9 protein-coding genes are annotated in these 15878 nt (G+C 57.4%); 7 read left to right on the top strand and 2 right to left on the bottom strand.

The window, feature by feature from the left end; translation table 11 throughout:
• Positions 1 to 20: 20 nt before the first annotated feature.
• Entirely contained in the window at positions 21 to 1331 is a 1311-nt protein-coding gene (gene uraA / locus FPZ45_RS21010; protein ID WP_144706184.1) for a uracil permease, read from the bottom strand.
• Positions 1332 to 1507: 176 nt separating this feature from the next.
• On the opposite strand from uraA, the gene FPZ45_RS21005 reads away from it, so the two are divergent.
• Positions 1508 to 2158, top strand: a complete 651-nt coding sequence (locus tag FPZ45_RS21005) for a hypothetical protein (RefSeq protein ID WP_144706182.1) — start codon at positions 1508 to 1510, stop codon at positions 2156 to 2158.
• A gap of 309 nt (positions 2159 to 2467) precedes the next feature.
• Positions 2468 to 2776, top strand: a complete 309-nt coding sequence (locus tag FPZ45_RS21000) for a hypothetical protein (RefSeq protein ID WP_144706180.1) — start codon at positions 2468 to 2470, stop codon at positions 2774 to 2776.
• Here FPZ45_RS21000 and FPZ45_RS20995 read toward each other — a convergent pair.
• Positions 2769 to 3656, bottom strand: coding sequence for an AraC family transcriptional regulator (locus FPZ45_RS20995; protein ID WP_186438490.1), 888 nt, complete (start codon positions 3654 to 3656; stop codon positions 2769 to 2771). The two genes, FPZ45_RS21000 and FPZ45_RS20995, sit on opposite strands and share 8 nt — an antisense overlap.
• A 133-nt stretch (positions 3657 to 3789) precedes the next feature.
• Between FPZ45_RS20995 and FPZ45_RS20990 the strand changes: the two genes are divergently transcribed.
• From FPZ45_RS20990 to FPZ45_RS20970, 5 genes are all read left to right on the top strand, one after another.
• On the top strand, positions 3790 to 6831 hold the full coding sequence (locus tag FPZ45_RS20990; RefSeq protein WP_144706176.1) for a glycoside hydrolase family 2 TIM barrel-domain containing protein: 3042 nt from the start codon (positions 3790 to 3792) through the stop codon (positions 6829 to 6831).
• 24 nt (positions 6832 to 6855) lie between these two features.
• The gene (locus FPZ45_RS20985) at positions 6856 to 8562 is read left to right on the top strand and encodes an alpha-1,3-galactosidase-related protein (RefSeq protein ID WP_144706174.1); all 1707 of its coding nucleotides are present in this window, start codon (positions 6856 to 6858) and stop codon (positions 8560 to 8562) included.
• A 60-nt stretch (positions 8563 to 8622) separates the two neighbouring features.
• The gene (locus FPZ45_RS20980) at positions 8623 to 10977 is read left to right on the top strand and encodes a glycoside hydrolase family 95 protein (protein WP_144706172.1); all 2355 of its coding nucleotides are present in this window, start codon (positions 8623 to 8625) and stop codon (positions 10975 to 10977) included.
• 39 nt (positions 10978 to 11016) lie between these two features.
• Entirely contained in the window at positions 11017 to 13119 is a 2103-nt protein-coding gene (locus FPZ45_RS20975) for a DUF5054 domain-containing protein (RefSeq protein WP_144706170.1), read from the top strand.
• Positions 13120 to 13433: 314 nt separating this feature from the next.
• A complete protein-coding gene (locus tag FPZ45_RS20970; protein WP_144706168.1) occupies positions 13434 to 15722 on the top strand; it encodes a helix-turn-helix domain-containing protein in 2289 nt (762 codons plus the stop codon).
• The last annotated feature ends 156 nt before the right edge of the window (positions 15723 to 15878 follow it).

The following is a 15878-nucleotide window of genomic DNA, read 5'->3' as shown; positions in this document are numbered from 1 at the left end:
AGTCCGTAGGATAGCGATATTTATTTTTTCGTCGTTTCCGCCGCGTCTTCGTTCTCGTTGGACAACCGTGTCACTTCGAACAGTTTGAACAGCAGGCCGAATACAATCGCGACGACGGTAGCGAGCGCCATGCCCGACAGTTCGAAGTCGCCTGCCGAAATTTTGACGCCGCTAAGGCCTGTCACGAGCACGATCGTCGTCAGGAACAGGTTGGATGGTTTGCCGTAATCGACTTTCGACTCGACCAGCATTCTCAAGCCGGATGCCGCGATAACGCCGAACAGCAGCAACGAGATGCCGCCCATGACCGCCAGCGGAATATGGGCGATGAGCGCGGAGAATTTGCCCAGGAACGACAGCACAATCGCGAATACGGCCGCTCCGCCGATGACGAACGTCGAGTACACGCGGGTGATCGCGAGTACACCGATATTCTCGCCGTACGTTGTGTTCGGCGTGGCGCCGACGAAGCCGGAAATCATCGTGGAGATTCCGTTGCCAAGCATTGAGCGGTGAAGCCCCGGATCTTTGGACAGATCCTTCTCGACGATGTTGCCGGTCACGATCAGGTGTCCGATATGCTCGGCTACGACGACGAGCGCCGCCGGTAAAATCGTCAGAATGGCCATCCATTTGAACACGGGAGTCGTGAACGTCGGCGCATCGATCCAGGCCGGGCCCTTCATGAAGCCGAAGTCGACCATGCCCATCAGGTAAGCGAGAACGTAACCGAACACGATGCCGATTAGGATCGGGATGATACGCATGAAGCCGCGGAACAGCACGTTGCCGAGAATCGTGATGAGCATCGTTGCGATCGACAGAATAACCGTTTTCGGATCCATCGTCCAGTCCGGTGCAGCATCTTTATCTGGGATCCAACCCGCCATTTGTGCCGCAACCGGAATCAGCTCCAGACCGATGACCGCGACGATCGCGCCCATGGCTGCAGGAGGGAACACGACGTTAATCCAGCCGGTTCCGGTATATCGGATAACGATAGCCAGAAGAGTAAAGACTAGGCCCGCGACGATAAAGCCGCCCAATGCCGCCGCATAGCCGTCTCCATCCGAAGCGTACTTGCCGATAACCGCTCCCGCTGGCGCGATAAAGGCAAAGCTGGAGCCTAAGTATGCGGGAATTTTGCCTTTACAGATCAAAAGATAAAGCAGCGTGCCGATCCCGTTCATAAGCAAGCATACCGCCGGATCCACATGAAGCAGATTCGGCACGAGCACCGTGGAGCCGAACATGGCGAACAGATGCTGCAGACTCAGCGTAATGCTTTGTCCGATAGGGGGTCTTTCATGAACCCCGATGGCGCGTCTCATTTTGATAATTCCTCCGAATCATGTTCTTTTCAAGATTTTCCTTGTTGATTCTACCTAGCAACTCGTCCGTTTGGCAAGCGTTTTCTTCAAATTTCGCCGAATTATGCATGCTGTCCCTCCCGAATTCGGCTATAATAGAAAGAAGTGTGCTTTTTTTAGTATGAGGAGGATTTTTTTTGAATCACAGGGTTAGGATCAACAACAAAGACATCGTCGTTTCGTTCACCCATTACTTCGATTCCGTACTTGGCGACTTCTTGTTCAAGCAGGTCATGTGCGACGTCTATATGCCGGACAACGAAGCCGTCCCGATCGACGTTGAGAAGGAGCAAATTCGCCGGATCGTCGAAGGGTTCAAGAAACGCAAAGAGCTGCATGACGAAATCCCGAAGGAAATGATCGGGGGCAAAGCCTATTACGTGATCAATTCCAAAATGCGCTACGATCTGGAATGGCTGAAGGGGAGAAAAGTCGAGAAACCGATGTCTTTGGCGGAACACGAGAAGCTGAAGGCGGACGCCGCGCGCGGAATCAAACCGGCTGCGAAACCTCCCGAGGAACCGGAGGAGGAACCTGCGCCACGCGAGGAAGCGCCCAAAGCTCCGGAATATAAGGACAATAGAAGGAAGTTTCTTCTCGCGAAAGGTTTTAAGCACAATCTGGAGACGAACAATTGGGAGATCAAGGATATCCGGTTTCCCGACTCCAAGATCGACAATTCCCCTTCGGACCGGGAGTTCGAAGAAGGCATGAACCGCCTGCTCGAAGCATCGTATCAAAATCATCTGAAACGCAGAGCAGCACGCAACGACAAGAGCAAATCCTAGCCATCGCGCAGGCCGTGAGTTCCGTTTTATTACGGAATTCACGGCTTTTTTCTTGAAAAAGAAACGAGCCCACTTCTAATCGCCGATCGTGCCCGTTCAATAGTGGAATTGATGCCGGCACATGTCGCCCGGTTGGAGTGGAATTTGTGACTATGATTCTGACGGGAGTTCTGCGATAAGGGGGGAGATGAATGAGTTTCGGGCTATGGCGGCTGTAACGGTCTGCGGGACCGTTGCATAGACCGTGAACGGAGTTTTGGCAGCTGTAACGGTCTGCGAGACCGTTACGGGTCCGCCGAAGCGGAAGTTGTGTGCTCTAACGGTCTGCGAGACCGTTATGGGTCCGCCGAAGCGGAAGTTGTGTGCTCTAACGGTCTGCGAGACCGTTGCATTGCCCGCGAACGAAGTTTTGGCGACTGTAACGGTCTGCGAGACCGGTACAGGTCCGCCGAAGCGGAAGTTGTGTGCTCTAACGGTCTGCGAGACCGTTACGGGTCCGCCGAAGCGGAAGTTGTGTGCTCTAACGGTCTGCGAGACCGTTACGGGTCCGCCGAAGCGGAAGTTGTACGCTCTAACGGTCTGCGAGACCGTTGCAATGCCCGCGAAGACGTCACTTAAACGTCGGAACGTTGCCGGACAGCGCTGCTTCTTGCGTCTCCCGATCCTTGATCCGCCGGTATTCCCCCGGGCCGACCCCGTGCGCTTGACGAAACGCCCGCGTGAAATAAGTCGGCTCCATGCCGACGTGCCGGGCGATCTGGGCGATGGACATCGTGCCGCCGGACTCGAGCAGCAACTCGGCTGCTTTCAGCCGGACGTGGCGCAAATATTGCAGCGGCGTCGTTCCGAAGGTCCGGAGGAACAGCCGCGTGAGCTGCTTCTGGGAATAGCCGACCTGCTCCGCGAGGCGGGCGATGCTGATGTCCCGGTGCAAGTAATCCTGCATGAATTTCGCCGCCTGGAGCACGGTTGATTCACGTGAGCCGCCTGGAGCGGGGCCGTGAGCGGAGGACAAGGAACGCTTGTCCGGCATTTGTCTGCGAAGCTCGATCAGCAAGGAGAAAAAAAGCTCCGAAGCGGCCCAAGTGTCGTATTTCGCGCCCGAATGCTCCCAGATTCGCCCGAGCAACTCTATCAACCGGTCGACCGAACGGACGGGAAACACCGCTGGCGAATCGCCGAGTCCCCAGGAAGCGCGGGCGACCGCCGAGCCGTGGAACGATACGTAGCCGACGAGCCAGTCTCCGTCGATGACCGGTACGTATTCGTTCGGGAAACCGGCCGGAATGTACAGGACGGTGTTCTCGCCGACGATGTCCCATTTGTTCTGTCCGAACAGATGCACGCGGCCTTTGCCAGAAGCGGTGACGAGCAGCTGATGGGCAGAAAAGCCCTCCGTTCGGCTGATGGCAGATTGCTGTTCCATGCCTATCGTATATACGGTAAAAGGAAGAACGGCCTCCTCCGCGAACAAATTTGAGCGGAATTCAAATTTCATCGGAGCTCCCCCTCTCAGAATGTCCATTTTGTACGAGGATGTGTCCTTTTCGCAAGTTGTCGGAATCAGTATAGCACATTTTATAATGATACTGAGTCCAAGATCAACGATGGGGAAAGGAAGGTTGCCGACCATGATCGTTATACCGAGAAATTGGGAGAATCCCTCCATTTTACACACGAACCGGGAGCCCGCGCGCGCCCACTATGTTCCCTACGCCGACTTCGAATCCGCGAAGCAAGGCAAGAGGGGCCGTTCCCCGTATTATGGGACCTTGAACGGAGCTTGGAAGTTCCGCTACTACGACAGTGTTACGGACGTTCCAGACGGCTTTCAGCGGACTGACGCGGACCTCGCGGACTGGGACGAGCTTCTCGTACCCTCCTGCTGGCAGACGAACGGTTACGACCAGCTTCATTATACGAACATCAACTATCCGTTTCCGTGCGATCCTCCGTTCGTGCCCGACCGGAATCCGGCCGGGGCGTACGCAAGAGAATTCGAGATTCCGGAAAGCTGGGCGGAAAAAGATACTTACGTCGTTTTCGAAGGCGTCAATTCCTGCTTTTATGTGTGGGTAAACGGAAGCTTTGTCGGCTACAGCCAAGGCAGCCGCGTTCCGTCGGAGTTCCGCCTGACGGGTCTAAAGACCGGCGTCAACCGGATCGCAGTGCTGGCGCTCAAGTGGTGCGACGGCTCTTACATTGAGGATCAGGATGCTTGGAGGTATTCGGGCATTTTTCGGGACGTCTATTTGCTCGCGAGGGATAAAAAACACATTCGCGACGTATTTATACGGCAGCAGTTGTCCGACGATCTCGGCTCGGCCCGACTAGACATCGAACTGGAAACGACGGGAGAAGTCGAAGCGACCGTTAGATTGATCGACAAGGAAGGGCATGAAGTCGGCGGTGGCGAAATTGTTTTGAACGGAAGCGGAACGATCTCGCTTGCGGTGGACAAGCCAGCGTTGTGGAACGCGGAAAACCCTTATTTGTACCGGCTTAGCGTCCGGGCGGGCGATGAAATGCTGGTCTTCGCGGTCGGGGTCCGGAGCGTCGAGGTGATCGATGGCGTGTTCACGGTGAACGGCCGGGCGATTAAGCTGAAAGGGGTGAACCGCCACGATTCGCATCCTTCTCTAGGGCAGACGATTCCGCTTCATCATATGATCCGGGATTTAAAGCTGATGAAACGCCATAACGTCAATACGGTGCGGACGTCGCATTACCCGAACGACCCCCGGTTTCTCGATCTGTGCGACGAGCTCGGTTTCTACGTCATCGACGAAGCGGATCTGGAGTGCCACGGTCTCGGACATGGGGATCCTTCGGACGAGCGGGGCAGTCATCTGCTGACCGATGATCCGGCTTGGCGGGAAGCGTTCGTTGAACGGGCCGTCCGCATGGTCGAAAGGGATAAAAACCATGCTTGCGTGCTCATCTGGTCAATGGGCAACGAATCGGGATACGGGCCGAACCATATCGCGATGCAGGAATGGACGAGAGAACGCGATCCGTCTCGCCTCGTCCATTACGAAGGAGCGGCTCCTCATTATAAAGGCAGCACGAATACGGACAGTCTTGATATGGAGAGCCGGATGTACGCGACGGTTGATGCGATCGAAGAGTACGCGTTGGACCAGGCCAACACCAAGCCGCTGTTCCTGTGCGAATATAGCCACGCGATGGGCAACGGACCGGGTGATCTACGCGATTACTGGGACGTCATTTACCGTTATCCGAAGCTGATGGGCGGATGCGTGTGGGAATGGACGGACCACGGCATTCGGACGGCGACTCCCGAAGGCGTTCCGTTTTTCGCTTATGGCGGCGACTTCGGAGACGTGCCGAACGATGGCAACTTCTGCATCGACGGCCTCGTCACTCCGGACCGCAAGCCGCATGTCGGTTTGCTAGAGCTGAAGCAGGTCATCGCTCCCGTGCGGATCGGGCTGCTCGGGATGACCGAGAACGGCGTATCCCTTGAGATCGCGAATTTGCGGGATTTCTCCGATCTGTCTGACATTTATGTCCATTGGCTGCTGGAGGAGAACGGGAACGTCGTTCGCCAAGGAACGGTCTGGCAGTTGGATGCCGGTCCGGGAGCGACGCAGCGCTTGGAACTGGAAACGTCCGCCGGAAACGGCGTCCGCCTGTTGACGCTATCGACGCGAACGAAGGAGCAATCAGCTTGGGCGGAAGCAGGTTACGAGCTAGCATTCGCGCAATTTGAGCTGGAGGCGGCGCGTCCGGAGGCGGAGCAAGGGACATCGGACGGTTCGTCTTTTTCGCGAAACGCGCGAAAGCTCCGGATTCGGCAAGAAGGATCCGAGCTCGTGCTGGAGGGATCCGATTTCCGGCACAGCTTCGATCTGGCGGAGGGAACGCTTCGCGGTATCGCGAAGCACGGGCTCGAGATGCTGTCCGCTCCCGCACGCCTGTCGATCTGGAGAGCGCCAACCGATAACGATATGCACGTGAAAAGGCAATGGTTGAATGAAGGCTACGATCGCGCCGGAATGAAAACCTATACCTGCGAATGGCGCAGGCTGGACGACGCGAACGCGGAAATCGCGGTAAGCTTTGCCTTGGGCGGCCATACCCGTAAGCCGATCCTGCGCGGAGAGGCCGTATGGACGTTTGACGGCGCGGGAGAGATCTCGTTGGCCGTGAACGCGGAAGTTCGCGAAGGGCTGCCGTATTTGCCGAGGTTCGGCCTGGAGTTGACGATGCCAAAGGGCAATGAAGAGGTCGAATATTTCGGCTACGGCCCACATGAGAGCTACGTCGATAAGCGGCAAAGCGCGAAAAAGGGACATTACCTCACGACCGTGGACGACCTGTTCGAGCCGTATATCCGGCCGCAGGAAAACGGCGCCCGCTACGGCACGGAATGGGCCATCGCCTCCAATGAGCTAGGAATGGGCTTAAGGTTCGAGAGCGACGATCCGTTCTCGTTCGGCGCTTCGCACTATTCCGCCGGGGAGCTTGCCCGTGCGACGCATCATCACCTGCTGCGTAAGAGCGAAGAAACCTATGTGAACGTCGATTACAAGATGAGCGGAGTCGGCTCCAATTCTTGCGGGCCAGAACTGGCCGAGCGTTATCGGTTAGCCGAGCGTGCGATCAAGTTCCGGCTTCGCGTCAAGCCGGTGTTCAAGGAAGACGAATAAACGGATAGGGAGGGAGAGAGGCGGATGGTAAACGTTAACGAAAACAAGCCGCTCGAGCTGTCGCTCGTGGATTTCGGCGTTCGGCCGGATTCCGGAGAGGATGCCGGTCCCGGCCTCCGGCGGGCGATTGCTGCGGCCAAGAGACACCGGGGACCGGTCAAGCTGGCTGTAGCTCCGGGGCGGTACGATTTCCATCCTGAATCCGCCGACCGCGTTCCCTATTACGTGACGAACACGGCGAGCGAAGAGGAAAATCCGGATCCCGTCAAAACAATCGCGATCTGGCTGAAAGACATGAACGATTTCGAGCTGGACGGCGGTGGTTCCCTATTCGTTTTCTATGGGAAAATGACGATGCTGGCCCTCGACGGCTGTGTGAGAACGACGATTCGGGACGTCGGTTTCGATTATTCCCGGCCGACGGTCGTCGAGATGACGATCGACAAGCTGGGGGAAGGTTTCATGGACGTTACTGTTCACGCGGATACGCGTTATGACGTCCATGACGGTAAGCTGCGCTGGGTTGGGGACGGCTGGAGCTTCCTTGAAGGTCCGGTGCAGGCGTACGACCCGATTCGCGATGCGACGTGGCGAATCGGCAACGTGCTCGCTCGGGCGGCGAAAGTCGAAGAGACTGCGCCTGGCCGCATCCGGTTCTTCTACGAGGGTCGTGATTCCGGCGAAGCTCTTGAAGCGGGTTGGGTGCTGCAAGCGAGGGATGGCATCCGCGACCAGGTAGGCGCGTTCATCCATCGATGCAAGGACGTGCGGTGGGAGCGAGTCGGCGTTCATTTTATGCACGGCTTGGGCATCGTAGGGCAGTTCAGCGAAAATTTGAACTTTCGCCAATTGAACTTGTCGCCACGTCCGGAGACAGGTCGCACGGTCGCCGCTTTCGCCGATTTCGTCCATCTATCGGGCTGCCGGGGTGTTGTCGAGATCGCGGATTCCGTATTCTCGGGCGCCCACGACGACGCGATCAATGTGCACGGCACGCATCTTCGGATCGTCGGCGCGCCGACCGGCGATGAGCTCGCCGTCCGGTTCATGCACCCGCAGACGTACGGCTTCGAGGCGTTCGGCGCCGGAGACGAGATCGAATTCGTGCGGCCCGGCACGTTGCTCCCGTACGCGACCGGCCGCGTCAAGGAAGCCCGGCTGACGGAGCCGCGGGTCATGCTGCTGAAGCTGGAAGATCGGCTTCCGGAAGGAATCGGGGAAGGAGACGTCATCGAGAACGTCACTTGGACACCCGAGCTCCGCGTGACGGGCTGCTCATTCTCCCGGATTCCGACCCGGGGTGTCCTTGCGACGACGAGGCGTCCGGTCGTTCTTGCCAGCAATGTCTTCAAGCGGCTGCGGATGAGCGCCGTGCTCGTGGCGGACGACGCGGCATCCTGGTACGAATCCGGCCGCGTCGAGGACCTGACGATCCGGGACAACCGGTTCGTCGCATGCGGGGAACCCGGCTGCGCGGTCATCTCAATCATGCCTGAGAACGAAGAGGTCGACGAAGATGCGCCAGTCCATCGCAACATCCGCGTCGCGGTCAACGTTTTCGAGACGAGCAGAGCCTCCTTCTTGCTGGAAGCGAAGAGCACGCAGGGTATCGCGTTCTTCGGCAACGAGATTCGTTCCGCCACGGGACCGACTGCGCCGGAGGACACGGTTCGGCTGCTCGCATGCAGCGACGTCGATGTCCGAGACAACTGTTATCATGGAATGGAATAGGAGCGTCCAAGCTTCGCGAATCGATCATAATCGAGCGAAACAGTTAAAGGAGTGGTACCCGTGAAGCTGCAATACGACAAGCCGGCGGCCAAGTGGACAGAAGCGCTTCCGCTCGGCAATGGACGAATCGGAGCAATGCACTTCGGCGGAGTCGAGCGTGACCGCATTGGCCTGAACGAGGATACGCTCTGGTCGGGAACGCCGTCGAAGGAAGTCAACAACGAGAACGCGCTGAAGGTGCTGTCCGAGGTTCGCAGGCTCGTGAGCGCGGGGTTGTATGAGGAGGCCGACCGGAAGAGCAAGGAAATGATGGGGGATTTCTCGCAGTCCTATTTGCCGTTCGGGGATCTCGTTCTGGCTTTCGGCCACGGGGATGTTCACCGCTCGTATCGGCGATCTCTGGATCTGGAAGACGCGGTGTCGCGGGTTGAGTATGAGATCGGCGGAGTTCGCCATTCCCGGGAGCTCTTCGTCTCCTACCCGGACAACGTCCTCGTTCTGCGGCTGGAAGCCGACGCGCCGGGAGTGCTGGATGTTCGCGCTCGGCTGGACAGCCCGCTGCGTTATGAGACCTCGGCAGCTAACGGACGCTTCATTCTCCGCGGAATCGCTCCGGAGCATGTCGATCCGAGCTATTACGATACTTCGAATCCGATCGTGTACGGAGACGACGAGACGTCGGAGGCGATCCGTTTTGCGGGCGTTCTGCACGCTACAGCGGATGGCGGCGAGGTGCGAGCGGACGGGGACGGCCTACAGGTGCGAGGAGCTCACAGCATCACGTTCCTCTTCTCCGCGGCGACGACCTTTAATGGCGCGCCGGATGCGGCCGCAGAGGCTGAGAAGCAATTGGACAGGCTTGTGGGCAAGGGCTATGCCGCGCTTCGCGATGATCACATCGCCGATTATCGCGCATTGTTCGACAGAGTCAGCCTGTCGCTTGGAGAACGGCGCGCTTCGGAGGAGATGCCGACGGACGAGAGAATCACCGCTTACGGCGCCGCCGATCCGAATCTCGTCGAGCTGTTATTTCATTACGGACGTTATCTGACGATCGCCGGCTCCCGTCCCGGAACGCAGGCGACGAACTTGCAGGGCATATGGAACGATCAGACCCGCCCGCCTTGGAGCAGCAACTATACGATCAATATTAATACTCAGATGAACTATTGGCCGACGGAGACGGCCAATCTGTCCGAATGCCACGAGCCGATGATCTCCCTGATCGGCAGAGTTGCGAAGACCGGGCGGAAAACCGCCGAGCTTCACTATGGCAGCCGGGGATGGGTCGCCCACCATAACGTCGACCTTTGGGGGCATTCGGCTCCGGCGGGCGGACGCGGCGAGGGCGACGCCTCCTGGGCGATGTGGCCGATGGGCGGCGTCTGGCTGGCGCAGCATCTGTGGGAGCATTACGCTTTCGGTCTCGACCTCGATTATTTGCGGGACAACGCTTATCCGATAATGAAGGAAGCTGCGCTGTTCTGCCTCGATTTCCTCGAGGAGGACGTGATGGGACGTTTATCCACCTGTCCGTCGACTTCGCCGGAACATAAATTCCGCTATGACGGTAAGACGGCGGGAATAAGCCGAGCCTCGACGATGGACATGGCGCTCATTTGGGACTTGTTCACGAATTGCATCGAAGCGTCCGAGGCGTTGGGCGCTGACGAAGTGTTCGCGGAAGAGCTCCGCGGCGCGAGAGCCAAGCTATATCCGCCACAGATCGGTCGGGACGGAAGATTGCAGGAATGGTTCGAGGATTTCGAGGACGAGGATCCGCATCATCGCCACGTGTCGCATCTGTTCGGCGTCTATCCGGGTCGGCAGCTGACTGTCCGTGACACACCGGAGCTATTCGCCGCGGCGCGCCGTTCCCTGGAAATTCGCGGCAACGAGGGAACCGGTTGGAGCCTCGGCTGGAAGATCGGTCTCTGGGCGAGATTCAGTCAAGGCAATCAAGGCTTCGAGCTGCTACAAAATTTGATGAGGCTGTCCGGAGGGGACATGAACTATTCCCGAGGCGGCCTGTATCCGAACATGTTCGACGCGCATCCGCCGTTCCAGATCGATGGCAATTACGCCGCGACGTCCGGTATTATCGAGATGCTGCTGCAGTCGCATCAGAAGGCTTTGGAGCTGCTTCCCGCATTGCCGGAAGCCTGGCCGAACGGCAGTGTAGAAGGGCTGTGCGCCCGCGGCGGCTTCGAGGTCGACATTCGCTGGCGGGAAGGCCGCCTGGAGGAGGCGAGCGTTCGCTCCCTGCGCGGCCGGGATTGCGAGATCGCGGAGGCCGATGGTCTTACCGTTACGTTGGACGGTGCGGATATTCCCGTTCAACGCTCGGAACAAGGAACAATCCGGTTCGTTACCGAGACGGGCCGGACGTACTGCATTCGCCGCTCAAGAGTATAGATGGCGATTAGTCTTCGGAAGGATGGAGCAGACGATAATATGACCACGATTGAGAGAGTTCATGTCGTTTTCAAGACGCATTTGGATATCGGTTTTACCCATCTCGCGGCCCGGGTGACCGAGCAGTACCGACAGGAATATATTCCGAAGGCGATCGCGCTCGCAGAAAGGCTGGATGATGAGGGAGGGTCGGCCGGATTCGTCTGGACGACCGGCTCGTGGCTCATCCAGCACTATATGGACACGGCCGGGGACGAGGAAAGACGCCGGATGGAGAACGCCATCGCCCGGGGGCATATCGCTTGGCACGGACTTCCGTGCACGACGCACACCGAGCTGATGGACGAGGAGCTGTTCCGGTTCGGCTTGTCGATCGGCCGCGATCTGGACGCCAGGTACGGCAAAGAAACGATCGCGGCGAAAATGACCGACGTTCCCGGCCATACGCTGGGCATCGTTCCTCTTATGGCGAAAGCGGGGCTTCGCTACTTGCATCTGGGAGTTAATCCGGCATCGAAGCGGCCGGACGTGCCGAGGCTGTTCCGCTGGCAGGCGGAGGACGGCTCGGAACTCATCGTCAATTACGCGGGTACGTACGGAGAAGATCTGAGTCTTGAAGGGCTTCGGGACGTACTTGTTTTCGCCCATACGGGTGACAACTGCGGCCCGCCATCCGTAGAGGAGATTCGGGAGCAGTTCGCGCAGATCTCCAAGCGTTATCCCGGGGCGGAAGTCATCGCTTCGACGATGGACGCGTTCGCGCGTAAGCTGCTGGAAGCGCGAAACGAGCTTCCCGTCGTTCGCGAAGAGCTGGGGGATACGTGGATTCACGGCGCGGGAACGGATCCGCTCAAGCTGGCGCGATTCCGGGAGCTTCAGCGCCTGCGCGACGGATGGCTGGCGGAAGGGAAGCTGAAGCGAACGGACGAGGCGTACCGTCGTATGAGCATGGACATGCTGATGGTCGCCGAGCATACGTGGGGGCTGGACGTGAAAAAATGGCTGCCCGATTTTCGCAACTACGCCAAGCGCGATTTTCAGGCCGCTCGGCTTAAGGATGAAGTGGACGCAAACGACATTCCGGCGAAGTTCGGCTATATCGGGGCGTTCGCGATGAACGAGTTCGACAAGCATTCCGCCCATCTATTCTCCCAGGAAGAGAGCCGCCGCTCGTATTCGAGAATTGAGAGCTCCTGGGCCGAGCAGCGCCGGTACGTGGATCTGGCGGTGTCGCATCTGGACGCCAGTTTGCGCGACGAGGCGGAGCGCGCCTTCGAGGAGTTGAAGCCGAAGCCGGGCGGATCGAGCGGCGCCGAGCTTAGTCCGGCGGCAAGCATCAATGCCGGCTATGGCTGGCAAGCGCAATTCGACGGTAGCGGGGCGCTCGTCCTGCTGTCCGACGCGTGCGGGAAAAGTTGGGCGGACGAGGCGCATCCGTTCGGGGCGTATGTCTACGAGACGTTCGGCACGGAAGATTACGCCCGGTACTTCCGCACGTATATGCAGAACTTGCCCGTCACGCATCCGTGGGCAGACGCGGATTTCAGCAAGCCGGGCTTCGAATTTGTTCGTCCGTTGCCGAGCCACCGCTTGTACGCGCCGAGCCTGACCGATCTGGAAAGGTTGGACGATGGGCGCTATCGGCTTCGTCTGGCCATGCCTGCCGAAGCGCATGAGGAATACGGCGCTCCGTCGGAGCTTGAGATCGTCTATGCCTTCGGATCGGAGATGATCGACGTCTCGTTGCAGTGGTTCGGCAAGGAGGCCAACCGACTGCCCGAAGCGAGCTGGTTCAAGTGCGCGCTGAACGTGGACAATCCGAACCTGTGGAAGATGGACAAGCTCGGACAGCGTTTTTCGCCGCTGAACGTCGTGAAGGGCGGCAACCGCAATTTGCACGGCGTCGGCCAAGGCGTTCATTACGAGGGAGCGGACGGAACGGCATGCATTGAGACGCTGGACGCCGCATTGGCCGCGCCAGGGGGCGGCAGGCTGCTGCAATTCGACCAATCTTTCGCTCCGCTCGACAGAGGCTGGCACTTCAATCTGCACAATAACATCTGGGGTACGAATTTCCCGATGTGGTACGGGGAAGATGCGAAATTCCGTTTTCGCCTTCGTTTGCGGTCGAATCCGCAGTAATCCGCCATTATGCAAGCGTAGGGAACAGTTCGTACGGTGCGATTTCAGGATTCGGCGAGGGATAATCGTACGCTAATTCCGGAATTGTACCTTTACGCCAGCTTGCCCCATCCGGTAAGATTTCGAATACGGTGACGCTATCGAGATGCTAGCTCAATTCATTAAGTCGCGTTTCGATGTATAAGGAAATAATGTAGATAACGAGCAACGCCGATCGCGATCCGATCGGATGTTGCTCTTCCTTATGGCAGGAACTTGCGTAGCTCGCATTTTTTTTGTTATGATAGCGCTCTCATCAGGGGGGGAGGCTTGGCATGCCTAGACATTCCAGAATTTTTAGAAATTTTCTCGTTTCGTACATCGTGATTCTGCTCATTCCGAGCATCGCCGGTTACATGTCTTATAGAACTTCGATTTCCGTCACGGAATCCCTTTCCATCGAGAACAGCGTTAATCAGTTGCAGAAAAGCATGGAGCTTCTGGAACGAAGAATTGCCGAGGTGGAAGGTTTTACGCGGACCCTCGCGATCAATCAAGATTTAAATGTGCTGATGAATGAGCCCCGATCGGACAATAAGCAGAATGTGTTCGGCATTTGGAAGACGATGAAAGACTTGTCGACGCTTGGGCAGACAAACGATTTCTTGAAACACTTCTTTATTTATTTGCGTAATTACGACGTTGTGATGACTCCAGGCTCGGCTTATTTCCGTCCGGAGCATTACTACGAAAATTATAAATACGAAGATTTGTCCGTCTCCGAATGGAGGAGGCTCGTATTGAACGAAACGCATCGAAGAGAAATGATGCCTCTGCGTCCGTTCACGACCACCAACTCCCGGACGACGGCTATCTCTTATATGCAATCCTTGCCGCTGGACAGCTTCGGGGATTCTTCCCCGGCCGTCGTCGTCGTCATCATCGACGAGAAATCGATCGCCGGCTTGCTGTCGGGCATAACGGACAAGAACGGCGGATGGGTTCACATTCTGGACGATCAAGGTCGCACGATTAGCCGCCAGGGAGATAACGAGGAGATCGCAGAGGCGCTAGCCGCGGACGCCCGTTTCGATGGAACGCGTACAAGCCAGTTCTTCAAGGACGACCTCGTAGTCACGATCCGTTCGGAGACGAACGGCTGGGTTTATCATGCTGGCATTCCGAAAAAAGCGCTTATGGAGAACGCGAATAAAATCAAATGGATTTCGTGGACGGTTATCGGCGGAGCCGTCGTCTTGGGATTGCTGATCGGGCTCACGATGGCCTATTGGAACAGCGCGCCGATCCACAGACTCCTTAATTCGTTTGCCCAAGTCACCGAAACGAATGAGGACCGGAACGAATACGATTTTCTGCATGGGAACATCGCCGAGATGATCACGAACAACAAACATCTCGAGTCCGAATTGCGGCGTCAGCAGCCGCTCGTGCGGGACGCGTTCTATAAGCGGCTCATCGCAGGAGAGTTTCAGTCGCACGAAGAGATTGTCGCAGCTGCAGTTCAGTCGAACGCGGGCTTGAGCGGTACGTCCGGGTACGTGGCAATCGTTCAAATTCAAGGATATTCCGGCATGGATAGCGTCGATATTCTGAATGAGCTTCACGCCGCCCGGCTCGTGCTGAAGCAGACGCTTCAAGAGATGATCGGGCCTGTTCCGGCGACTGATCTCGGCTCTGATAAAGTTGTGGCGCTCTTCGCGACCGAATTAAGCGACGGGAATTACGGCCGGGGGCAGATCGATGCTGTCCTGTCCAGGCTCGCCGATTCGCTGTTCCGTGAATTCAAGATTTCCGTGAAAGCGGCGGTCAGCGAATTCGCGGCAATTACGGAGATCAGCCACGCTTACGAACAGTCGAAGCAGACGATAGAGAATGCGGCGGCATTAAACCAAGCGAAGACGATCACATGGTACGACGAGATGCCACTGGACAGCGTAGCTTATTATTACCCGCTCGACGTGGAGATGCGTCTAATCGGCACGATTCGGGCCGGCGAGATCGCCGAAGCGCGGAGAATTGTCCACCGGATCTCCGAGCAGAATACGGTCGCGCGAGAGTTGTCCCCCGAGATGAGGCACCAGCTCGCCCTCGAGATGAAGGGGACACTCCTGAAACTTCTGGACCAAAAAACGTTCGCGTGTTCCGAAACAATCGATCCGATCAAGAACCGCATTGTCGCCATTCAGCCGTCTGAACCGATTGGCAGCTTGATGGACGAGATCTTGGAAATTATGGAAGCCTTATGCGGTATGATTGCGAGCAAAAGGAACGACCAGCACTATCGTCTCATCGAGCAGTTGAAGGAACACGTCGCGGAGCAATATAACAATGCTGATCTCAGCCTGTACCGGCTCGCGGAACAAGTCGGGCGGCCGGAGAAATACATTTCGCAACTTTTTAAGGAAGTGACGGGAGACAACTTATCCGATTATATCGAGCGGGTGCGAATGGATCGGGCGGGTCAATTGCTGAAAGAATACGGCCATACGATCGATGAGATCGCCGCTCTCGTCGGTTACAACAGCTCCCATTCGTTCCGGCGAGCGTTTAAGCGCGTGATCGGTGTGTCACCGAGCGCGTATCGCCAGACGCCGGAGGATTGACGCGGAACCGAGCATCTTCACATATGGCTAGCCGTACTGTTTGAGCTAACGGCACCGACTAGGACTGACTTATAGGACCTCGAATTCCCGAACCAACGGGGATCGAGGTCCTTTTTGACGCGCGGAACATCCCCCGTAAACGACAAAATGAAAGCG

The organism is Cohnella terricola, from assembly GCF_007786475.1.
GTDB lineage: Bacteria > Bacillota > Bacilli > Paenibacillales > Paenibacillaceae > Cohnella > Cohnella terricola.
The sequence above is the reverse complement of the archived record's forward strand: the minus strand, read 5'-3'. Positions and strand labels throughout refer to the sequence as shown.

Excerpts from the sequence above, each read along its gene's own strand:
- uraA (WP_144706184.1), bottom strand. The coding sequence starts at position 1,331 with ATGAGACGCGCCATCGGGGTTCATGAAAGACCCCCTATCGGACAAAGC.
- FPZ45_RS20995 (WP_186438490.1), bottom strand. The coding sequence starts at position 3,656 with ATGAAATTTGAATTCCGCTCAAATTTGTTCGCGGAGGAGGCCGTTCTT.
- FPZ45_RS20990 (WP_144706176.1), top strand. The coding sequence starts at position 3,790 with ATGATCGTTATACCGAGAAATTGGGAGAATCCCTCCATTTTACACACG.
- FPZ45_RS20985 (WP_144706174.1), top strand. The coding sequence starts at position 6,856 with ATGGTAAACGTTAACGAAAACAAGCCGCTCGAGCTGTCGCTCGTGGAT.
- FPZ45_RS20975 (WP_144706170.1), top strand. The coding sequence starts at position 11,017 with ATGACCACGATTGAGAGAGTTCATGTCGTTTTCAAGACGCATTTGGAT.
- FPZ45_RS20970 (WP_144706168.1), top strand. The coding sequence starts at position 13,434 with ATGCCTAGACATTCCAGAATTTTTAGAAATTTTCTCGTTTCGTACATC.